This is a genomic window from Kitasatospora sp. NPDC006697 (genome assembly GCF_042869935.1).
In the GTDB taxonomy this organism is placed as follows: Bacteria; Actinomycetota; Actinomycetes; order Streptomycetales; family Streptomycetaceae; genus Kitasatospora.
On the sequence record NZ_JBIAGU010000002.1, the window covers coordinates 157494 to 174101 of the forward strand.

Consider the following 16608-nt stretch of genomic DNA (forward strand, 5'->3'; position numbering starts at 1 on the left):
ATGGCGATCAGCTTCGACGAGGTCGAGGTCGGCACCGAGCTGCCGGCCCAGTCGTTCCCGGTGGACCGCGCGGCACTGGTCCGCTACGCGGGTGCCTCCGGCGACTTCAACCCGATCCACTGGAACGAGAAGTTCGCCCTGGCGGTCGGCCTGCCGGACGTGATCGCGCACGGCATGTTCACCATGGCCCAGGCGATCCGCGTGGTCACCGACTGGATCGGCGACCCCGGCCGGGTGGTGGAGTACGGCGTGCGGTTCAGCCGTCCCGTGGTGGTGCCCAACGACGACCAGGGCGCTGTGGTGGAGGTCACCGGCAAGGTGGCCAAGCTGCTGGAGGGCAACCGGGTGCAGGTGGACCTGGTCGCCACCAGCGGCGGGCAGAAGGTGCTCGGGATGTCCCGCGCGGTGGTCCAGCTCGGCTGACCGCCCGGCCCGTGAAGCGCCGTCCCCGGACTCTCCGGGGGCGGCGCTTCCGCGTTTCGTGCGTCACAGTCCCGGCGGCGCTATTATGGATAGTGACAGGTTCCACTATCCGAGTCGAAGGCAATGCCATGCCCACGCTCCCCTGGACCACCCCCAACCCGCCCCGGCCCGGCACCGACCGGGCGCTGGTGATGGCCTCCCGCTTCGAGGTCCGCTCGCTCGCCCAGGTGCCCGGGTTCTTCCTCGCCTCGCTGCGCGCCTGGAAGCAGGTGCGCACCGCGCCCGGCGCGCTCGGCGCCTCGCTGGTCGCCGAGCCGCTCAAGCGCACCTTCTGGACCCTCTCCGCCTGGGAGGGCCGGGCCGAGCTCCAGGCCTACGCCGCCGCCGAGCCGCACCGCGGTGTGATGAGGGCGATGCGGCCGGCCATGAAGGAGTCGGTCTTCACCTACTGGGAGGCCCCGGTCGACCGGCTGCCGATCGACTGGGCCGAGGCCCGGCGCCGGCTCGCCGAGCAGCAGCGGGCCGACCGGGCCGCCACCGAGACCGCCTGACCGGCCGCCAGCACGGATTGCGAGAGCCCCATGCCGATATCCGACCGCAAGGTCCCGCTCTTGTTGTCGATCACCGCCTGCGGCCTCCCGATGTTCATGGTGGCGCTGGACAACCTGGTGGTCTCCACCGCGCTGCGCACCCTGGCCGTCGACCTCAGGGCCGGCACCCAGGACCTGCAGTGGTTCGTCAACGCCTACGTCCTCTCCTTCTCCTGCCTGCTGCTGACCGGCGCGGCGCTCGGCGACCGGTTCGGCCGGCGCCGGGTCTTCGCCCTCGGCATCGCGGTCTTCACCCTGGCCTCCGCCGCCTGCGGCCTGGCCCACACCAGCACCGGGCTGATCGCGGCCCGCACCGTGCAGGGCTTCGGCGCGGCCGCCGTGATGCCGCTCTCGCTCACCCTGCTCTCGCACGCCGCGCCGGAGAAGGTGCGCAGCCTGGCGCTCGGCCTCTGGGGCGCGGTCAGCGGGCTGGCCATCGCCCTCGGCCCGGTGGTCGGCGGCGCGGTGGTGGACGGCCTGGCCTGGCAGTGGATCTTCTGGATCAACGTGCCGGTCGGCCTGCTGGCCGTGCCGCTGGTGTTCCGGGCCCTGGACGAGAGCCGGGGGAGCCGGGCCGGCCTGGACCTCACCGGCATGGTGCTGGCCGCCGCCGGACTGCTCGCCCTGGTCTGGGGCATCGTCAACGGCGGCACCGACGGCTGGACCAGCCCGGGGATCCTGGCCGCCTTCGCCGCCGCCGCGCTGCTGCTGGCGCTCTTCGCCGGCTGGGAGCGCCGGGCGGCGCACCCGGTGCTGCCGCTCGGCCTCTACCGGATCCGGGCCTTCACCCTGACCAACGCGGTCTCGGCCGCGATGTACTTCGGGGTGTTCGGCTCGATCTTCTTCCTCGCCCAGTACCTGCAGATCGCGCCCTTCCGCACCCCGCTGCAGGCCGGGCTGCTCACCCTGGCCTGGACCCTGATGCCGATGGTGATCGCGCCGCTGGCCGGGGCGCTCACCGACCGGGTGGGCGGCGGGCGGCTGATGGCGCTCGGGCTCTTCCTGCAGGCCGCCGGGCTGGCCTGGCTGAACCTGGCCGCCACCGCCGACACGCCGTACTCGCGCCTGGTCGGCGCGATGCTGCTGGCCGGCACCGGGATGGGCTTCGCGATCGCGCCGACCGCCGCCGTGGTGCTGGGCGCGGTCGGCCCGGAGCACCGGGGCGCGGCCTCCGGCGCCAACACCACGGTCCGGGAGATCGGCGGGGCGCTCGGCATCGCGGTGCTGAGCAGCGTCTTCCTGGCGCACGGCAGCACCGCCGGGCCGGCCGAGTTCGTCCGGGGGCTGCACCCGGCGGTCTGGACCGGCACCGCCGTGGTGCTGCTCGGCGCGGTCTGCGCGCTCTTCATCCCGCGCGCCCCGCGGCCGGCGGACGCCCCCGGCGCGCGGCCGGCCGCCGAGCCGGCGGCGGCCGCTCCCTGAGCGGCCGTCAGCCGCCCTCGAAGATCCGGTGCGAGGCGTCCTCCTGGGCCAGCCGGCGCAGCGCCGCGATGATCGCGTCGCCCAGCACGGTGCCCACCACGGCGCTCTCCACCTTGCCCTCCACGCCCTCGCGCCGGGCCACCGCCGCCAGCTCGGCGGTGGCCAGCCGGCCGGCCGCGTCCGCGTAGTCCTCCAGCAGGACCAGCAGGTCCTCCTGGCCGAGCTCACGGTAGGTCACCAGCAGCTGGACCAGGGCCGGGCGGGCCGGGCTGTCCGGCATGACCTGCCAGCCCCGCCGGGCGACCAGCTCCTCCACCTGCCGCTCGGCCTGCACCCAGTGCGCGGTGGCGGCCGGCGCCACCTGCGGGGTGACGGCGCGCTGGGCGGTGCCGAGCGCCTCGTGCAGGGTGGTCTCCGGGGCGTCCACCGCCTGCAGCACCTCGCGGGCGGCGGCCACCGAGAGCTTGCCCGCCTCGGTCATCGCCCGGATCAGCCGCAGCCGGCGCAGGTGCTCCTCGGTGTACTGGGCCTGGTTGTGGCTGGTCAGCTCACCGGCCGGGAGCAGGCCCTCGCGCAGGTAGTACTTGATCGTCGGCACCGGCACCCCGGTGCGCTTGCTCAGCTCGCCGATGCGCATATGGATAGTCTACGTCTCCGTTTCAGGCCGTCAGCGGCCCGGCCATATACCGTGGTCGGGTGCATGTGACCGAGAACGCGCCCCTCGCCCCGCTCACCACCCTGCGGCTCGGCGGCCCGGCCCGCCGGCTGGTGACCGCGCGCACCGACCAGGAGGTGATCGCCGCGGTGCAGGCCGCCGACGCGGTCGGCGAGCCGCTGCTGGTGATCGGCGGCGGCAGCAACCTGGTGATCGGCGACCAGGGCTTCGACGGCACCGTGCTGCGGATCGCCACCACCGGGCACACCCTGGACGGCACCGTGCTGGAGCTGGCCGCGGGCGAGGTCTGGGCCGACGCGGTGGCCACCGTGGTGCTGGAGCACGGCCTGGCCGGGATCGAGTTCCTGGCCGGCATCCCCGGCTCGGCCGGCGCCACCCCGGTGCAGAACGTCGGCGCCTACGGCCAGGAGGTCGCCCAGACCATCACCGAGGTGGTCGCCTACGACCGCCGGGCGGGCGAACTGGTCACCCTCGCCAACGCCGACTGCGGCTTCTCCTACCGGCACAGCCGCTTCAAGGCCGAGCCGGACCGCTGGGTGGTGCTCCGGGTCCGGTTCGCGCTGGAGGACAACGAGGGCCTCTCCACCCCGATCCGCTACGCCGAGGTGGCCAGGCACTACGGCGTCGAGCAGGGCGAGCGGGTCGAGGTCGCCGCGGCCTGGAGCGCGGTGCTGGAGCTGCGGGCCGGCAAGGGCATGGTGCTGGACGAGACCGACCACGACACCTGGTCGGCCGGCTCCTTCTTCACCAACCCGGTGCTCACCCCCGACCAGTACCGCGCGTTCCTGCACCGGCTGGACGGCCGGCAGGCCCCCGCCTACCCCGCCCCGGACGGCAGTACCAAGACCTCGGCGGCCTGGCTGATCGACCAGGCGGGCTTCGAGAAGGGCTACGGCAGCGGCCCGGCCACCCTCTCCACCAAGCACACCCTGGCGCTCACCAACCGCGGCCGGGCCACCACCGCCGACCTGCTGGCGCTGGCCCGGGAGATCCGGGCCGGGGTGCACGCGGCCTTCGGGGTGGAGCTGGTCAACGAGCCGGTGCTGGTCGGCGTCGAGCTCTGAGCCCGCCCCACCCGGCTCAGCCCGCCCGGCGGGACCGGCGGACCAGGTGGACCACCAGGACCGCCACCAGGACCATCAGCAGCAGCCAGAACCAGAACCCGCCGCCCGGGCCCGGGCCGATCGCCCGGGTGGAGTGCCAGAAGTAGTGGTGCGTGGTGTGGTGCACATGGGTCGTGTGCGTCGTGTGACTGGTGTGGCCACTGTGGCTGGGGTGACTGCTCATGGGGCGTCAGACTGTCATGCCGCGGCCCCGGTCAGCCAGAGGTCGATCTCACCCAGCAGCTCCTTGCGCACCCCCTCCGGCGCCCGCGAGCCGCGCACCGACTGCCGGGCCAGCTCGGCCAGCTCCTGGTCGGAGAAGCCGTGCACCTCCCGGGCCAGCCGGTACTGCTCGGCCAGCCGGGAGCCGAAGAGCAGCGGGTCGTCCGCGCCCAGCGCCAGCGGCACCCCGGCCTCGAACAGGGTGCGCAGCGGCACCGCGCCGGCCCGCTCGTAGACCCCGAGCGCCACGTTGGAGGCCGGGCAGACCTCGCAGGTCACCTGACGGTCCGCCAGCCGCTGGAGCAGCCGGGGATCCTCGGCGGCCCGGACCCCGTGGCCGATCCGGCCGGCCCCCAGGTCGTCCAGGCAGTCCCGGACCGAGTCCGGGCCGGCCAGCTCCCCGCCGTGCGGGGCGGCCAGCAGCCCGCCGCGCCGGGCGATCGCGAAGGCCCGGTCGAAGTCCCGGGCCAGCCCCCGCCGCTCGTCGTTGGAGAGCCCGAAGCCGACCACCCCCTGGTCCGCGAAGCGCACCGCCAGCCGGGCCAGCGTGCGGGCGTCCATCTCGGACTTCATCCGGTTCGCCGCGACCAGCACGCGGATCCCCACCCCGGTGGCGGCCGAGGCCTCCCGCACCGCGTCCAGCACCAGCTCCAGGGTCGGGATCAGCCCGCCCAGCCGGGGCGCGTAGGAGGTCGGGTCGACCTGGATCTCCAGCCAGCGGGAGCCGTCCGCCACCTCGTCCTCGGCGGTCTCCCGGACCAGCCGGCGGATGTCGGACTCGTCCCGCAGCACCGAGCGGGCGGTGTCGTAGAGCCGCTGGAAGCGGAACCAGCCGCGCTCGTCGGTGGCCCGCAGCTTCGGGGGAGTGCCCGAGCTCAGCGCCTCGGGCAGCCGGACCCGGTGCTTCTCGGCCAGCTCCAGCAGGGTGGCGGGGCGCATCGATCCGGTGAAGTGCAGGTGCAGGTGGGCCTTCGGCAGTGCCGCTACGTCTCGCTCTTCCATTCACGAATCCTGCCGCAAACCCCGGCAAAAGGGGAACCGCCCTGTTCAGGTCCCCCGAAGGGGTGAACAGGGCGGTCCGCGGCGGGCTGACGGGAGGTCAGTCCCGGGCCTCGCCGAGCAGCTTCTGCATCCGGCTGACGCCCTCGGCCAGGTCCGCGTCGCCCAGCGCGTAGGAGAGCCGGAGGTAGCCCGGGGTACCGAAGGCCTCGCCCGGCACGACGGCCACCTCGGCCTCGTCCAGGATCAGCGCGGCCAGCTCGCCGGAGGTCTGCGGGCGCTTGCCGCGGATCTCCTTGCCCAGCAGGCCCTTGACCGAGGGGTAGGCGTAGAAGGCGCCCAGCGGCTCGGGGCAGTAGACGCCCTCGATCTCGTTGAGCATCCGCACGATGGTCTGCCGGCGCCGGTCGAAGGCGGCCTTCATCTCCTCGACCGCCGACAGGTCGCCGCTGACCGCGGCCAGCGCGGCCTGCTGGGCCACGTTGCTGACGTTCGAGGTGGCGTGCGACTGCAGGTTGGCGGCGGCCGCCACCACGTCCTTGGGGCCGATCATCCACCCGACCCGCCAGCCGGTCATCGCGTAGGTCTTCGCCACGCCGTTGACCACGATGCACTTGTCGGCCAGCTCGGGCAGCAGGGCCGGTAGCGAGGTGAAGGTGGCGTCCCCGTAGACCAGGTGCTGGTAGATCTCGTCGGTCAGCACCCAGAGGCCGTGCTCCACGGCCCAGCGGCCGATCGCCTCGGCCTCGGCCTCGGTGTAGACCGAACCGGTGGGGTTGGACGGCGAGACGAAGAGCACGACCTTGGTGGCGGCGGTGCGGGCCGCCTCCAGCTGGGCCACCGTCACCTTGTAGTCCGCGGTCTCGTCCGCCACCACGTCGACCGGCACGCCGCCGGCCAGCCGGATCGCCTCCGGGTAGGTGGTCCAGTACGGCGCCGGCACGATGACCTCGTCGCCCGGGTCGAGGATCGCCGCGAAGGCCTCGTAGATGGCCTGCTTGCCGCCGTTGGTGACCAGCACCTGGGAGGCGTCGACCTGGTAGCCGCCGTCCCGCAGGGCCTTCGCCGCGATCGCCGCCTTCAGCTCGGGCAGGCCGCCGGCGGGGGTGTAGCGGTGGTTCTTCGGGTCCCGGCAGGCCGCGACGGCCGCCTCGACGATGTAGTCCGGGGTCGGGAAGTCCGGCTCGCCGGCGCCGAACCCGATGACCGGGCGGCCGGCCGCCTTGAGGGCCTTGGCCTTGGCATCGACGGCGAGGGTGGCGGACTCGGCGATGGCGCCGACGCGGGCGGAGACCCGGCGCCCGGCGGCTGACGAGGGGGAGGAAGCGCTCATACCTGCATCGTCGCAGACCCCCCGGAGCCCCTGCCCCCGGGTTTCACGATCCGTACCCGCGCTGTCCACCTGCTGAAGAGGTTCGACCAAACGCCGCCGAACCCGTACACTCACTGATCGACGGCCCGAGCCGATCGCAGCAGACCAGAAGCGTCCACCACGCAGGCGGTCCGATGCGGTAGGTTGGGGCCACTCGGTCGCCGTGAGGCGACGGAGGGCACTAGCTCAATTGGTAGAGCACCGGTCTCCAAAACCGGCGGTTGGGGGTTCGAGTCCCTCGTGCCCTGCTGCTCGAACCGAATCCAGCCCGTTCGCTCCCCAAGAGCGAGCGGGCTTGATGCGGAGAGGGCCCCAGTCCGCTTTGCCCAGCAAAACGACCCGGATTCAGGTGAGGACGAGTGACGGAGACCACGGGCTCCACCGCAACGCCTGAGAGCGGCAACAGCGACGCCGCCGATGAGGCGCCCGTCGACGCCGCCGAGGACACCGCGGTCGAGGACGGCAAGGAACTCTCCCGCCGCGACCGCAAGCGCGCCAACAGGGAGCGCGGCGACGGCACCAAGTCCGGCGGCAAGCGCGCCAAGCGCGGCCTCCTCGCCCGCACCGGGCTGTACTACCGCCAGATCATCGCCGAACTGCGCAAGGTCGTCTGGCCCACCCGCAGTGAGCTGCTGAACTACACCAGCGTCGTCGTGGTCTTCGTGGCCGTCGTGATGACCCTGGTCGCCACCATGGACTGGGGCTTCGCCAAGGCCACCTTCTGGATCTTCGGCTGACCGCACCGGATTCCTGAGTGCCACCACCCGACCCGGGACGGACCCTCGCCACAGGGGGACCGCCCGGGTCGTGCTGTCGGCGGCCGACGGCCGGGCCCGCTACCGTTGAGTCGGTACTGTTGAGGCTTGACTGTTGACGGGTCGCCCCCGCCGTACTCATCTCCACATCTCCAGGAAAGAAGCCGCCACCGTGTCTGAGTCCCCCCTGTACGACGCCGACGAGACCGTCCGCGAGGCGGATGAGGTCGCCGCCGAGCTGGACGCGGCCGAGGCTGCCGGCGTCGAGGACGCCGAGCAGATCACCGACGGTGCGGACAGCTACGAGGACGAGGCCGAGGACGCGGACCTGGACGAGGCCGGGGAGCCCGCCGAGGAGGCCGCGCTGCACGAGGTGAGCGAGGACGAGGCCCTCGAGGCGGAGACCGCCGAGGCCGCTGAGGCCGAGGTCGAGGCCGAGGAGCCGGAGGCCGAGGAGGAGGACGTCGACCCGGTCGCCAAGTTCCGCGAGGAGCTGCGGTTCATGCCGGGCGAGTGGTACGTCATCCACACCTACGCGGGCTACGAGAACCGGGTGAAGCAGAACCTGGAGCAGCGCGCCGTCTCGCTCAACGTCGAGGAGTACATCTTCCAGGCCGAGGTGCCGCAGGAGGAGGTCGTCCAGATCAAGAACGGCGACCGCAAGACCATCCGGCAGAACAAGCTCCCCGGCTACGTGCTGGTCCGGATGGACCTCACCCCGGAGTCCTGGGGCGTGGTGCGCAACACCCCCGGCGTCACCGGCTTCGTGGGCAACGCCTACGACCCGTACCCGCTGACCCTGGACGAGGTCGTCAAGATGCTGGCGCCCGACGTCGAGCGCGCCGCCGCCAAGGAGGCCGGCAAGCCCTCCCCGGTCAAGCCGAGCGAGATCCAGGTGCTGGACTTCGAGGTCGGCGACTCGGTCACCGTCACCGACGGTCCGTTCGCCACCCTGCAGGCGACCATCAACGAGATCAACCCCGACTCCAAGAAGGTCAAGGGCCTGGTCGAGATCTTCGGCCGGGAGACCCCGGTCGAGCTCTCCTTCGACCAGATCCAGAAGAACTGAGGGCTCGGAGCAGAGCTTCTCGGGGGCGGGGCCCAGGCCCCGCCCCCGAACCCGTTTTGGACCAGCGGCGCGCACGCGTTAGCCTGGTCCGCTGTGTGTACTCTCGCCCGGGTGTCGCCCCGGAGCCGTGCACACGTCCATCGAAGGAAGGACCCGGAGAGACATGCCTCCCAAGAAGAAGAAGGTCACGGGGCTTATCAAGCTCCAGATCAACGCCGGTGCGGCCAACCCGGCCCCGCCGGTCGGCCCCGCGCTGGGTCAGCACGGCGTGAACATCATGGAGTTCTGCAAGGCCTACAACGCGGCCACCGAGTCGCAGCGCGGCATGGTCGTGCCGGTGGAGATCACGGTCTACGAGGACCGCACCTTCACCTTCATCACCAAGACCCCGCCGGCCGCGCGGCTCATCCTCAAGGCCGCGGGCATCGAGAAGGGCTCCGGCGAGCCGCACAAGACCAAGGTCGCCAAGCTGACCTCGGCCCAGGTGCGCGAGATCGCCACCACCAAGCTCCCCGACCTGAACGCCAACGACCTGGACGCCGCGGAGAAGATCATCGCGGGTACCGCCCGGTCCATGGGCATCACCGTCGAGGGCTGACAGCCCTTTTCGTCCCAGTGGTAGGGCCGGCGCGGCCCACACCACGACTCCATACATCCAGGAGCAAGCAGTGAAGCGCAGCAAGGCCCTCAAGGCCGCGGACCTCAAGGTCGACCGCGACCGCCTGTACGGCCCGCTCGAGGCCGTCCGCCTCGCCCGGGAGACCTCCACCACCAAGTTCGACGCGACCGTCGAGGTTGCCATGCGTCTGGGCGTCGACCCGCGCAAGGCCGACCAGATGGTCCGCAGCACCGTCAACCTGCCGCACGGTACCGGTAAGACCGCCCGGGTCCTGGTCTTCGCGACCGGCGACCGTGCCGCGGCTGCGGAGGCTGCTGGCGCCGACATCGTCGGCTCCGACGAGCTCATCGACGAGGTGGCCAAGGGTCGTCTGGACTTCGACGCCGTCGTCGCCACCCCGGACCTCATGGGCAAGGTCGGCCGCCTCGGCCGCGTGCTCGGTCCCCGTGGCCTGATGCCGAACCCGAAGACCGGCACCGTCACCCCGGACGTGGCCAAGGCCGTCACGGACATCAAGGGCGGCAAGATCGAGTTCCGCGTCGACAAGCACTCGAACCTGCACTTCATCATCGGCAAGACCTCCTTCACCGATGAGCAGCTGGTCGAGAACTACGCCGCCGCGCTCGACGAGGTCCTGCGGGCCAAGCCGTCCGCCGCCAAGGGCCGCTACATCAAGAAGACCGCGTTCTCCACCACCATGGGCCCCGGCATCCAGGTGGACCCGAACCGCACCCGCAACCTCCTGGTCGAGGAGGACCCGGCGGCGGTCTGATCCGCGGCCAGGTCCGACTGACCTTCCGTCAGGGCCCGTCCCCCACCAGGGGGCGGGCCCTGACGCGTTCGGGAACCGCCGGGTCCGCCGGGGGTGTCCTCCCGGGTGACACCGACAGTTCAGGGGGACACATGCGGATCACCCGCACCGCGGCGACCGCGGCGCTCACCGGCCTGCTCGCCACCGCGCTGGCGGCCTGCGGCAGTTCCGGCTCGTCCGGCGGCTCCGGCACGGCCGCCAAGCCGTCCGGCGCCGGCAGCCCGGCCGCCGGCGCGCCCGCCGGCGCGCTGCCGGGTGGCGGCGCCAAGGCCGAGCTGCTGGCCGCCGCGGCCGTGATGGCCAAGGCGGGCAGTGCCAAGATCACCAGCACCGGCAACGGCGGCGGCAAGCCCGGCACCGACGCCGTCGGCCACTACGCCTGGGGCGGCCAGCCCAAGCTCGACCTGCGCCGGCAGTCCAACGGCACCGCGCTGGCGGTCCGGGCGGTCGGCGGCCAGGTCTACCTCGGCACCACGGCGCAGCCCAGCCCGCTGCCCGGCGGCAAGCACTGGGTGGAGCTCACCGGCACCGAGTCCGGCACCTTCCAGTCGATGCTGGTGATGCTCGACCCGGTGGCCCAGCTGACCGCCGCCGCGCAGAGCGGCAAGGTGACCGACGCCGGCACCGACGCGGCGGTCGGCGGCGCCCACCACTACCAGGGCACGGTGCCGGCCGACACCCTGCTGGCCGGCCTGTCGAACCTCACGGCCGACCAGCGCTCGGCCCTGCAGGCCCAGCTGGCCGGCGGCAGCGTCAAGCTGGACTTCTGGCTGAACGCCAAGCGCGAGCTGGTCCAGGAGCACCAGTCGGAGCTCAACTCCGCCGGCGCCCCGACCGGCACCGGCGACGTCAGCACGGTCTACGCCGACCTGGGCAGCGCCGTGGACGTCGCCGCCCCGGCGGCGAGCGACCTGGCGGACCAGAGCGCGGCGCTGCAGCTGCTCGGCCTGGCCCAGGGCTGAGCCCGCCCCCGGGCCCTCCCGGGGCCTCCCGGGGCCTCCCGGGGCAGGGGGCCGGACCGGATTTGGAGTTCGCGCCCCCTTGACCGTAGGCTGGCGTCTGCCGAAGACCGCTGGTTGTCGTGACGCGCCCCCGGGCCGTCCGACCGAAGGTCCTGTGCCCAGCACAGGCAGCCCGCGCAGGAGTGTTTGGAGCTTTGACTTCCGGTCCGTGCGATTCGTCGCGCAGCCGTAGAGGTCGTACCGAGCCCCGTGCCCCCTGTGCACCGGGGCTCTTCTCATACCCTGGCGAGCTGCCCTCCGCTCCAGTGGTCCGAGGCACCGTAGGTCGACTGTTCCAAGGTCGGCCGACCTCGACATCACGGAAGGAGGCGTAAGCCTATGGCCAGGCCTGACAAGGCTGCTGCCGTCGCGGAGATCACCGAGAAGTTCCGGTCCTCCAACGCGGCCGTGCTGACCGAGTACCGCGGTCTGACGGTGAAGCAGGTCAAGACCCTGCGTCGCTCGCTGGGCGCCAACGCCCAGTACGCCGTGGTGAAGAACACGCTGACCAAGATCGCGGCCAATGAGGTCGGGATCACGGAGCTCGACGACCAGTTCAACGGTCCGACGGCTGTCGCCTTCGTCACCGGTGACCCGGTGGAGTCGGCCAAGGCTCTGCGTGACTTCGCCAAGGAGAACCCCGCCCTCATCATCAAGGGTGGTGTTCTCGACGGTAAGGCGCTGACCGCCGACGACATCAAGAAGCTCGCGGACCTCGAGTCCCGCGAGGTGCTGCTCGCCAAGCTGGCGGGTGCCCTGAAGGCCAAGCCCTCCCAGGCTGCCGCGCTCTTCCAGGCCCTGCCCTCCAAGCTCGTCCGCACCGTGGACGCGCTGCGCGAGAAGAAGGCCGAGCAGGGCGGTGCCGGTACGCCGGCTCCCGCCGAGGACGCCGCCGCCGAGTGATCGGCGACGGGCTGACGCCCTCGCAGCGGGCCCGCGCCCGCCACAACCCGTACATCCCGGCACCACCTGCCGAATGAGTGGAAGGACGCCATCATGGCGAAGCTGACCCAGGACGAGCTGCTCGCGCAGTTCGAGGAGCTCACCCTCATCGAGCTCTCCGAGTTCGTTAAGGCGTTCGAGGAGAAGTTCGACGTCACCGCCGCCGCGCCGGTCGCCGTCGCCGCCGTCGGTGGCCCGGCCGCCCCGGCCGAGGCCGCTGAGGAGCAGGACGAGTTCGACGTCATCCTCGACGGCCCGGGCGACAAGAAGATCCAGGTCATCAAGGAGGTGCGCACCCTGACCTCCCTCGGCCTGAAGGAGGCCAAGGACCTCGTCGACACCGCCGGTGCCGTTGTCCTGGAGAAGGTCAACAAGGAGACCGCCGAGAAGGCCAAGGCTGCCCTCGAGGGCGCCGGCGCCAAGGTCACCGTCAAGTGATCTGACGCTCTCGCGAGCCTCTGACAGGCCGGGCCGGCCACCCTTCGGGGTGGCCGGCCCGGCCTGTTCGCGTCTCCGGCCGACTGTCGGCGGGGGAGGATAGGGTGATCACCGCTGTAACGCCGAAGGGCCGTTCGGCGATGAACAACCCGAGGTCCACGGTTCGGCCGGGCCTTGACGAACGGCGACCGGCGCGCGATTCTCGAGGCGCGCGCCGACACCCCGAGGGCGGTCGGCCGTTAGTTTGGGTGGTCCCCGGATGCATAACCGGGGCCCGCAGCGGGAACTCACCTAACAGTGAGTCGCGGTGCCTGCCTCCCCGAGAGGTTGGGCACCGCTGCAGTGCGCGGTGCAGCAGGTGCGGTATGTGACGGAGGGAGTGTCCGATTCGGTCTCCGAATCAGGACTGGACAGCAGTGCAGCCATTGGCTACACTGTCCCTTTGCGCTGCCTGTTAGCTGCTCCGTGACTCGTCGCCCGGAGTCTGCGCTGCCCTGACCTGGGATTTCTCCTCCGGATGAGTCCCTGGGCAAGGCCCGGCCGGTACGCGCGTAGTGAGCTCCGAGCCCTCGGAAGGACCCCCCTCTTGGCCGCGCCGCGCAACGCCTCGAACAATTCCGCCGCATCCACCGCCCCGCTCCGCGTCTCGTTCGCGAAGATCAAGGAGCCCCTCGAGGTACCTAACCTCCTGGCCCTGCAGACCGAGAGCTTTGACTGGCTGCTCGGCAACGCGGCCTGGAAGTCCCGGGTCGAGGAGGCGCTGGAGTCTGGTCTGGACGTCCCCACCAAGTCCGGTCTGGAGGAGATCTTCGAGGAGATCTCCCCGATCGAGGACTTCAGCGGGTCGATGTCCCTGACCTTCCGCGACCACCGTTTCGAGCCGCCGAAGAACTCCATTGACGAGTGCAAGGACCGCGACTTCACCTTCGCGGCGCCGCTCTTCGTCACGGCCGAGTTCACCAACAACGAGACCGGTGAGATCAAGTCTCAGACGGTCTTCATGGGCGACTTCCCGCTCATGACCCACAAGGGCACGTTCGTGATCAACGGCACCGAGCGTGTCGTCGTCTCGCAGCTGGTCCGCTCCCCGGGCGTCTACTTCGACTCCACCCTGGACAAGGTGTCGGACAAGGACATCTTCTCCGCCAAGATCATCCCCTCCCGCGGTGCCTGGCTGGAGATGGAGATCGACAAGCGCGACATGGTCGGTGTCCGCATCGACCGCAAGCGCAAGCAGTCGGTCACCGTGCTGCTGAAGGCCCTCGGCTGGACCAACGAGATGATCCTCGAGGAGTTCGGCGAGTACGAGTCGATGCGGGCCACCCTGGAGAAGGACCACACCCAGGGCCAGGACGACGCGCTGCTCGACATCTACCGCAAGCTGCGTCCGGGCGAGCCGCCGACGCGCGAGGCCGCGCAGACGCTGCTGGAGAACCTGTACTTCAACCCGAAGCGCTACGACCTGGCGAAGGTCGGCCGCTACAAGGTGAACCGCAAGCTCGGCAACGCCGAGTCGCTGGACTCCGGTGTGCTCACCGAGCCCGACATCATCGGCACCATCAAGTACCTGGTGAAGCTGCACGCCGGCGAGACCGAGTGGCGCGACGACGAGGGCCGCGACATCGTGGTCGAGGTCGACGACATCGACCACTTCGGCAACCGCCGCCTGCGCAACGTCGGCGAGCTGATCCAGAACCAGGTGCGCACCGGTCTGGCCCGCATGGAGCGCGTCGTCCGCGAGCGGATGACCACCCAGGACGTCGAGGCGATCACGCCGCAGACCCTGATCAACATCCGGCCGGTCGTCGCCTCCATCAAGGAGTTCTTCGGCACCAGCCAGCTGTCCCAGTTCATGGACCAGACGAACCCGCTGTCGGGCCTGACCCACAAGCGCCGTCTGTCCGCGCTGGGCCCCGGTGGTCTCTCCCGTGAGCGGGCCGGCTTCGAGGTCCGTGACGTGCACCCCTCGCACTACGGGCGCATGTGTCCGATCGAGACCCCGGAAGGCCCGAACATCGGTCTGATCGGGTCGCTCGCCTCCTACGGCCGGGTGAACGCCTTCGGCTTCATCGAGACCCCGTACCGCAAGGTGGTCGACGGTGTGGTCACCGAGCAGGTGGACTACCTCACCGCCGACGAGGAGGACCGCTACGTCATCGCGCAGGCCAACGCGCCGCTGACCGATGACCTGCACTTCGCCGAGCCGCGTGTCCTGGTCCGCCGCCGTGGCGGCGAGATCGACTACATCCCGGGCTCCGAGATCGACTACATGGACGTCTCGCCGCGCCAGATGGTGTCGGTCGCGACCGCCATGATCCCGTTCCTCGAGCACGACGACGCCAACCGCGCGCTCATGGGCTCCAACATGATGCGCCAGGCCGTCCCGCTGCTGCGCAGCGAGGCGCCGCTGGTCGGCACCGGCATGGAGTACCGCTGCGCGGTCGACGCCGCCGACGTGATCACCGCCGAGAAGGCCGGTGTGGTGCAGGAGGTCTCGGCCGACTACGTCACCGTGGCCAACGACGACGGCACCTACAACACGTACCGCGCCGCCAAGTTCACCCGCTCCAACCAGGGCACCGCCTTCAACCAGAAGGTGCTCGTGGACGAGGGCATCCGGGTCGAGGCCGGCCAGGTGCTGGCCGACGGCCCGTGCACCGACGAGGGCGAGATGGCGCTGGGCAAGAACCTGCTCGTCGCCTTCATGTCCTGGGAGGGCCACAACTACGAGGACGCGATCATCCTGTCGCAGCGCCTCGTGCAGGACGACGTCCTCTCCTCGATCCACATCGAGGAGCACGAGGTCGACGCCCGTGACACCAAGCTGGGCCCGGAGGAGATCACCCGGGACATCCCGAACGTCTCCGAGGAGGTCCTCGCCGACCTCGACGAGCGCGGCATCATCCGGATCGGTGCGGACGTCGTCACCGGCGACATCCTGGTCGGCAAGGTCACCCCGAAGGGCGAGACCGAGCTGACCCCGGAGGAGCGCCTGCTCCGCGCGATCTTCGGTGAGAAGGCGCGCGAGGTCCGCGACACCTCGCTGAAGGTGCCGCACGGCGAGTCCGGCAAGGTCATCGGCGTGCGCGTGTTCGACCGCGAGGAGGGCGACGAGCTCCCGCCGGGCGTCAACCAGCTGGTCCGGGTCTACGTGGCCCAGAAGCGCAAGATCACCAACGGTGACAAGCTGGCCGGCCGCCACGGCAACAAGGGTGTCATCTCCAAGATCCTCCCGGTCGAGGACATGCCGTTCCTCGAGGACGGCACCCCGGTCGACATCATCCTCAACCCGCTGGGTGTCCCGTCCCGAATGAACCCGGGACAGGTCCTGGAGATCCACCTCGGCTGGCTCGCCAAGCAGGGCTGGGACGTCTCCGGCCTGGCCGACGAGTGGGCCCGCCGCCTGCAGGCGATCGGCGCCGACACGGTCGAGGGCGGCACCAACCTCGCCACCCCGGTCTTCGACGGCGCCCGCGAGGACGAGATCACCGGTCTGCTGGACAACACCACGCTCACCCGTGACGGCGAGCGCCTGGTGAACTCCACCGGCAAGGCCCGGCTGTACGACGGCCGCTCCGGCGAGCCGTTCCCGATGCCGATCTCGGTCGGCTACATGTACATCCTCAAGCTGCACCACCTGGTCGACGACAAGCTGCACGCCCGCTCGACCGGCCCGTACTCGATGATCACCCAGCAGCCGCTGGGTGGTAAGGCGCAGTTCGGTGGTCAGCGCTTCGGTGAGATGGAGGTGTGGGCCCTTGAGGCGTACGGCGCGGCCTACGCGCTGCAGGAGCTGCTCACCATCAAGTCCGACGACGTCCTGGGCCGCGTGAAGGTCTACGAGGCGATCGTCAAGGGCGAGAACATCCCCGAGCCCGGCATTCCCGAGTCCTTCAAGGTCCTCATCAAGGAAATGCAGTCGCTCTGCCTCAATGTGGAGGTGCTGTCCTCGGACGGCTCCAACATCGAGCTGCGGGACTCCGACGAGGACGTGTTCCGCGCCGCCGAGGAGCTCGGCATCGACCTGTCCCGGCGCGAGCCGAGCAGCGTCGAAGAGGTCTGACGGAGGCCGGGCCGGCTCCCCTCCCCGGGGAGCCGGCCCAGCCCCCAGGCCCCCCTCAGACCAACAGACAGACTCTCGATTCACGAAAGAGGGCTTGACGACC

At 71.0% G+C, this 16608-nt stretch carries 16 protein-coding genes and 1 tRNA gene; 13 read left to right on the forward strand and 4 right to left on the reverse strand.

What is annotated here, in order from left to right; translation table 11 throughout:
• The 3 genes from ACFYNO_RS03775 (at nt 1) to ACFYNO_RS03785 (ending at nt 2435) form a co-directional block, all read left to right on the forward strand.
• Nucleotides 1–423: a MaoC family dehydratase gene (locus tag ACFYNO_RS03775; protein ID WP_388005479.1), complete on the forward strand. Its 423-nt coding sequence runs from the start codon at nt 1–3 to the stop codon at nt 421–423.
• Nucleotides 424–551: 128 nt separating this feature from the next.
• On the forward strand, nt 552–974 hold the full coding sequence (locus tag ACFYNO_RS03780) for a DUF3291 domain-containing protein (RefSeq protein ID WP_388004698.1): 423 nt from the start codon (nt 552–554) through the stop codon (nt 972–974).
• A 30-nt stretch (nt 975–1004) separates the two neighbouring features.
• Entirely contained in the window at nt 1005–2435 is a 1431-nt protein-coding gene (locus ACFYNO_RS03785; RefSeq protein ID WP_388004701.1) for an MFS transporter, read from the forward strand.
• A 7-nt stretch (nt 2436–2442) separates the two neighbouring features.
• On the opposite strand, the gene ACFYNO_RS03790 is transcribed toward ACFYNO_RS03785, so the two are convergent.
• Entirely contained in the window at nt 2443–3072 is a 630-nt protein-coding gene (locus ACFYNO_RS03790; RefSeq protein WP_388004704.1) for a MerR family transcriptional regulator, read from the reverse strand.
• Nucleotides 3073–3131: 59 nt separating this feature from the next.
• Here ACFYNO_RS03790 and ACFYNO_RS03795 point away from each other — a divergent pair, with 59 nt between their 5' ends.
• Nucleotides 3132–4175, forward strand: a complete 1044-nt coding sequence (locus tag ACFYNO_RS03795; RefSeq protein ID WP_388004707.1) for a UDP-N-acetylmuramate dehydrogenase — start codon at nt 3132–3134, stop codon at nt 4173–4175.
• 16 nt (nt 4176–4191) lie between these two features.
• Here the strand turns inward: ACFYNO_RS03795 and ACFYNO_RS03800 are convergent, their stop codons facing one another.
• The 3 genes from ACFYNO_RS03800 to ACFYNO_RS03810 all read right to left on the reverse strand — a co-directional run bounded on the left by ACFYNO_RS03800 (nt 4192) and on the right by ACFYNO_RS03810 (nt 6768).
• Entirely contained in the window at nt 4192–4341 is a 150-nt protein-coding gene (locus ACFYNO_RS03800) for a hypothetical protein (RefSeq protein ID WP_388004710.1), read from the reverse strand.
• 71 nt (nt 4342–4412) lie between these two features.
• Nucleotides 4413–5438 (reverse strand): adenosine deaminase, encoded by a 1026-nt coding sequence (locus ACFYNO_RS03805; protein ID WP_388004713.1) that lies wholly within the window; start codon nt 5436–5438, stop codon nt 4413–4415.
• A 97-nt stretch (nt 5439–5535) separates the two neighbouring features.
• Nucleotides 5536–6768 carry a pyridoxal phosphate-dependent aminotransferase gene (locus tag ACFYNO_RS03810; protein WP_388004716.1) on the reverse strand — a complete coding sequence of 411 codons (1233 nt, stop codon included), beginning with the start codon at nt 6766–6768 and terminating at the stop codon, nt 5536–5538.
• A gap of 214 nt (nt 6769–6982) precedes the next feature.
• Between ACFYNO_RS03810 and ACFYNO_RS03815 the strand changes: the two genes are divergently transcribed.
• From ACFYNO_RS03815 to rpoB, 9 genes are all read left to right on the forward strand, one after another.
• Nucleotides 6983–7055 (forward strand) — tRNA-Trp (locus ACFYNO_RS03815).
• A 111-nt stretch (nt 7056–7166) separates the two neighbouring features.
• Complete coding sequence (gene secE / locus ACFYNO_RS03820; RefSeq protein ID WP_388004719.1) at nt 7167–7544, forward strand: preprotein translocase subunit SecE; 378 nt, start codon at nt 7167–7169, stop codon at nt 7542–7544.
• 190 nt (nt 7545–7734) lie between these two features.
• Nucleotides 7735–8631: a transcription termination/antitermination protein NusG gene (gene nusG / locus ACFYNO_RS03825; RefSeq protein ID WP_388004722.1), complete on the forward strand. Its 897-nt coding sequence runs from the start codon at nt 7735–7737 to the stop codon at nt 8629–8631.
• A 163-nt stretch (nt 8632–8794) separates the two neighbouring features.
• Nucleotides 8795–9229, forward strand: coding sequence for a 50S ribosomal protein L11 (rplK, locus tag ACFYNO_RS03830; protein WP_388004725.1), 435 nt, complete (start codon nt 8795–8797; stop codon nt 9227–9229).
• 70 nt (nt 9230–9299) lie between these two features.
• Nucleotides 9300–10022, forward strand: a complete 723-nt coding sequence (gene rplA / locus ACFYNO_RS03835) for a 50S ribosomal protein L1 (RefSeq protein ID WP_388004728.1) — start codon at nt 9300–9302, stop codon at nt 10020–10022.
• A 131-nt stretch (nt 10023–10153) separates the two neighbouring features.
• Complete coding sequence (locus ACFYNO_RS03840) at nt 10154–11023, forward strand: hypothetical protein (protein ID WP_388004731.1); 870 nt, start codon at nt 10154–10156, stop codon at nt 11021–11023.
• Nucleotides 11024–11401: 378 nt separating this feature from the next.
• Nucleotides 11402–11965, forward strand: coding sequence for a 50S ribosomal protein L10 (rplJ, locus tag ACFYNO_RS03845; RefSeq protein WP_388004734.1), 564 nt, complete (start codon nt 11402–11404; stop codon nt 11963–11965).
• Nucleotides 11966–12058: 93 nt separating this feature from the next.
• Nucleotides 12059–12442 carry a 50S ribosomal protein L7/L12 gene (gene rplL / locus ACFYNO_RS03850; protein WP_388004737.1) on the forward strand — a complete coding sequence of 128 codons (384 nt, stop codon included), beginning with the start codon at nt 12059–12061 and terminating at the stop codon, nt 12440–12442.
• A gap of 586 nt (nt 12443–13028) precedes the next feature.
• Nucleotides 13029–16505 carry a DNA-directed RNA polymerase subunit beta gene (gene rpoB / locus ACFYNO_RS03855; protein WP_388004740.1) on the forward strand — a complete coding sequence of 1159 codons (3477 nt, stop codon included), beginning with the start codon at nt 13029–13031 and terminating at the stop codon, nt 16503–16505.
• Nucleotides 16506–16608: the final 103 nt, after the last annotated feature.

What these genes read in the sequence shown, in the direction of transcription:
- ACFYNO_RS03775 (WP_388005479.1), top strand. Translation starts at nt 1, where the DNA reads ATGGCGATCAGCTTCGACGAGGTCGAGGTCGGCACCGAGCTGCCGGCC.
- ACFYNO_RS03780 (WP_388004698.1), top strand. Translation starts at nt 552, where the DNA reads ATGCCCACGCTCCCCTGGACCACCCCCAACCCGCCCCGGCCCGGCACC.
- ACFYNO_RS03785 (WP_388004701.1), top strand. Translation starts at nt 1,005, where the DNA reads ATGCCGATATCCGACCGCAAGGTCCCGCTCTTGTTGTCGATCACCGCC.
- rplJ (WP_388004734.1), top strand. Translation starts at nt 11,402, where the DNA reads ATGGCCAGGCCTGACAAGGCTGCTGCCGTCGCGGAGATCACCGAGAAG.
- ACFYNO_RS03810 (WP_388004716.1), bottom strand. Translation starts at nt 6,768, where the DNA reads ATGAGCGCTTCCTCCCCCTCGTCAGCCGCCGGGCGCCGGGTCTCCGCC.
- ACFYNO_RS03805 (WP_388004713.1), bottom strand. Translation starts at nt 5,438, where the DNA reads ATGGAAGAGCGAGACGTAGCGGCACTGCCGAAGGCCCACCTGCACCTG.
- ACFYNO_RS03790 (WP_388004704.1), bottom strand. Translation starts at nt 3,072, where the DNA reads ATGCGCATCGGCGAGCTGAGCAAGCGCACCGGGGTGCCGGTGCCGACG.
- ACFYNO_RS03840 (WP_388004731.1), top strand. Translation starts at nt 10,154, where the DNA reads ATGCGGATCACCCGCACCGCGGCGACCGCGGCGCTCACCGGCCTGCTC.
- rplL (WP_388004737.1), top strand. Translation starts at nt 12,059, where the DNA reads ATGGCGAAGCTGACCCAGGACGAGCTGCTCGCGCAGTTCGAGGAGCTC.
- rplK (WP_388004725.1), top strand. Translation starts at nt 8,795, where the DNA reads ATGCCTCCCAAGAAGAAGAAGGTCACGGGGCTTATCAAGCTCCAGATC.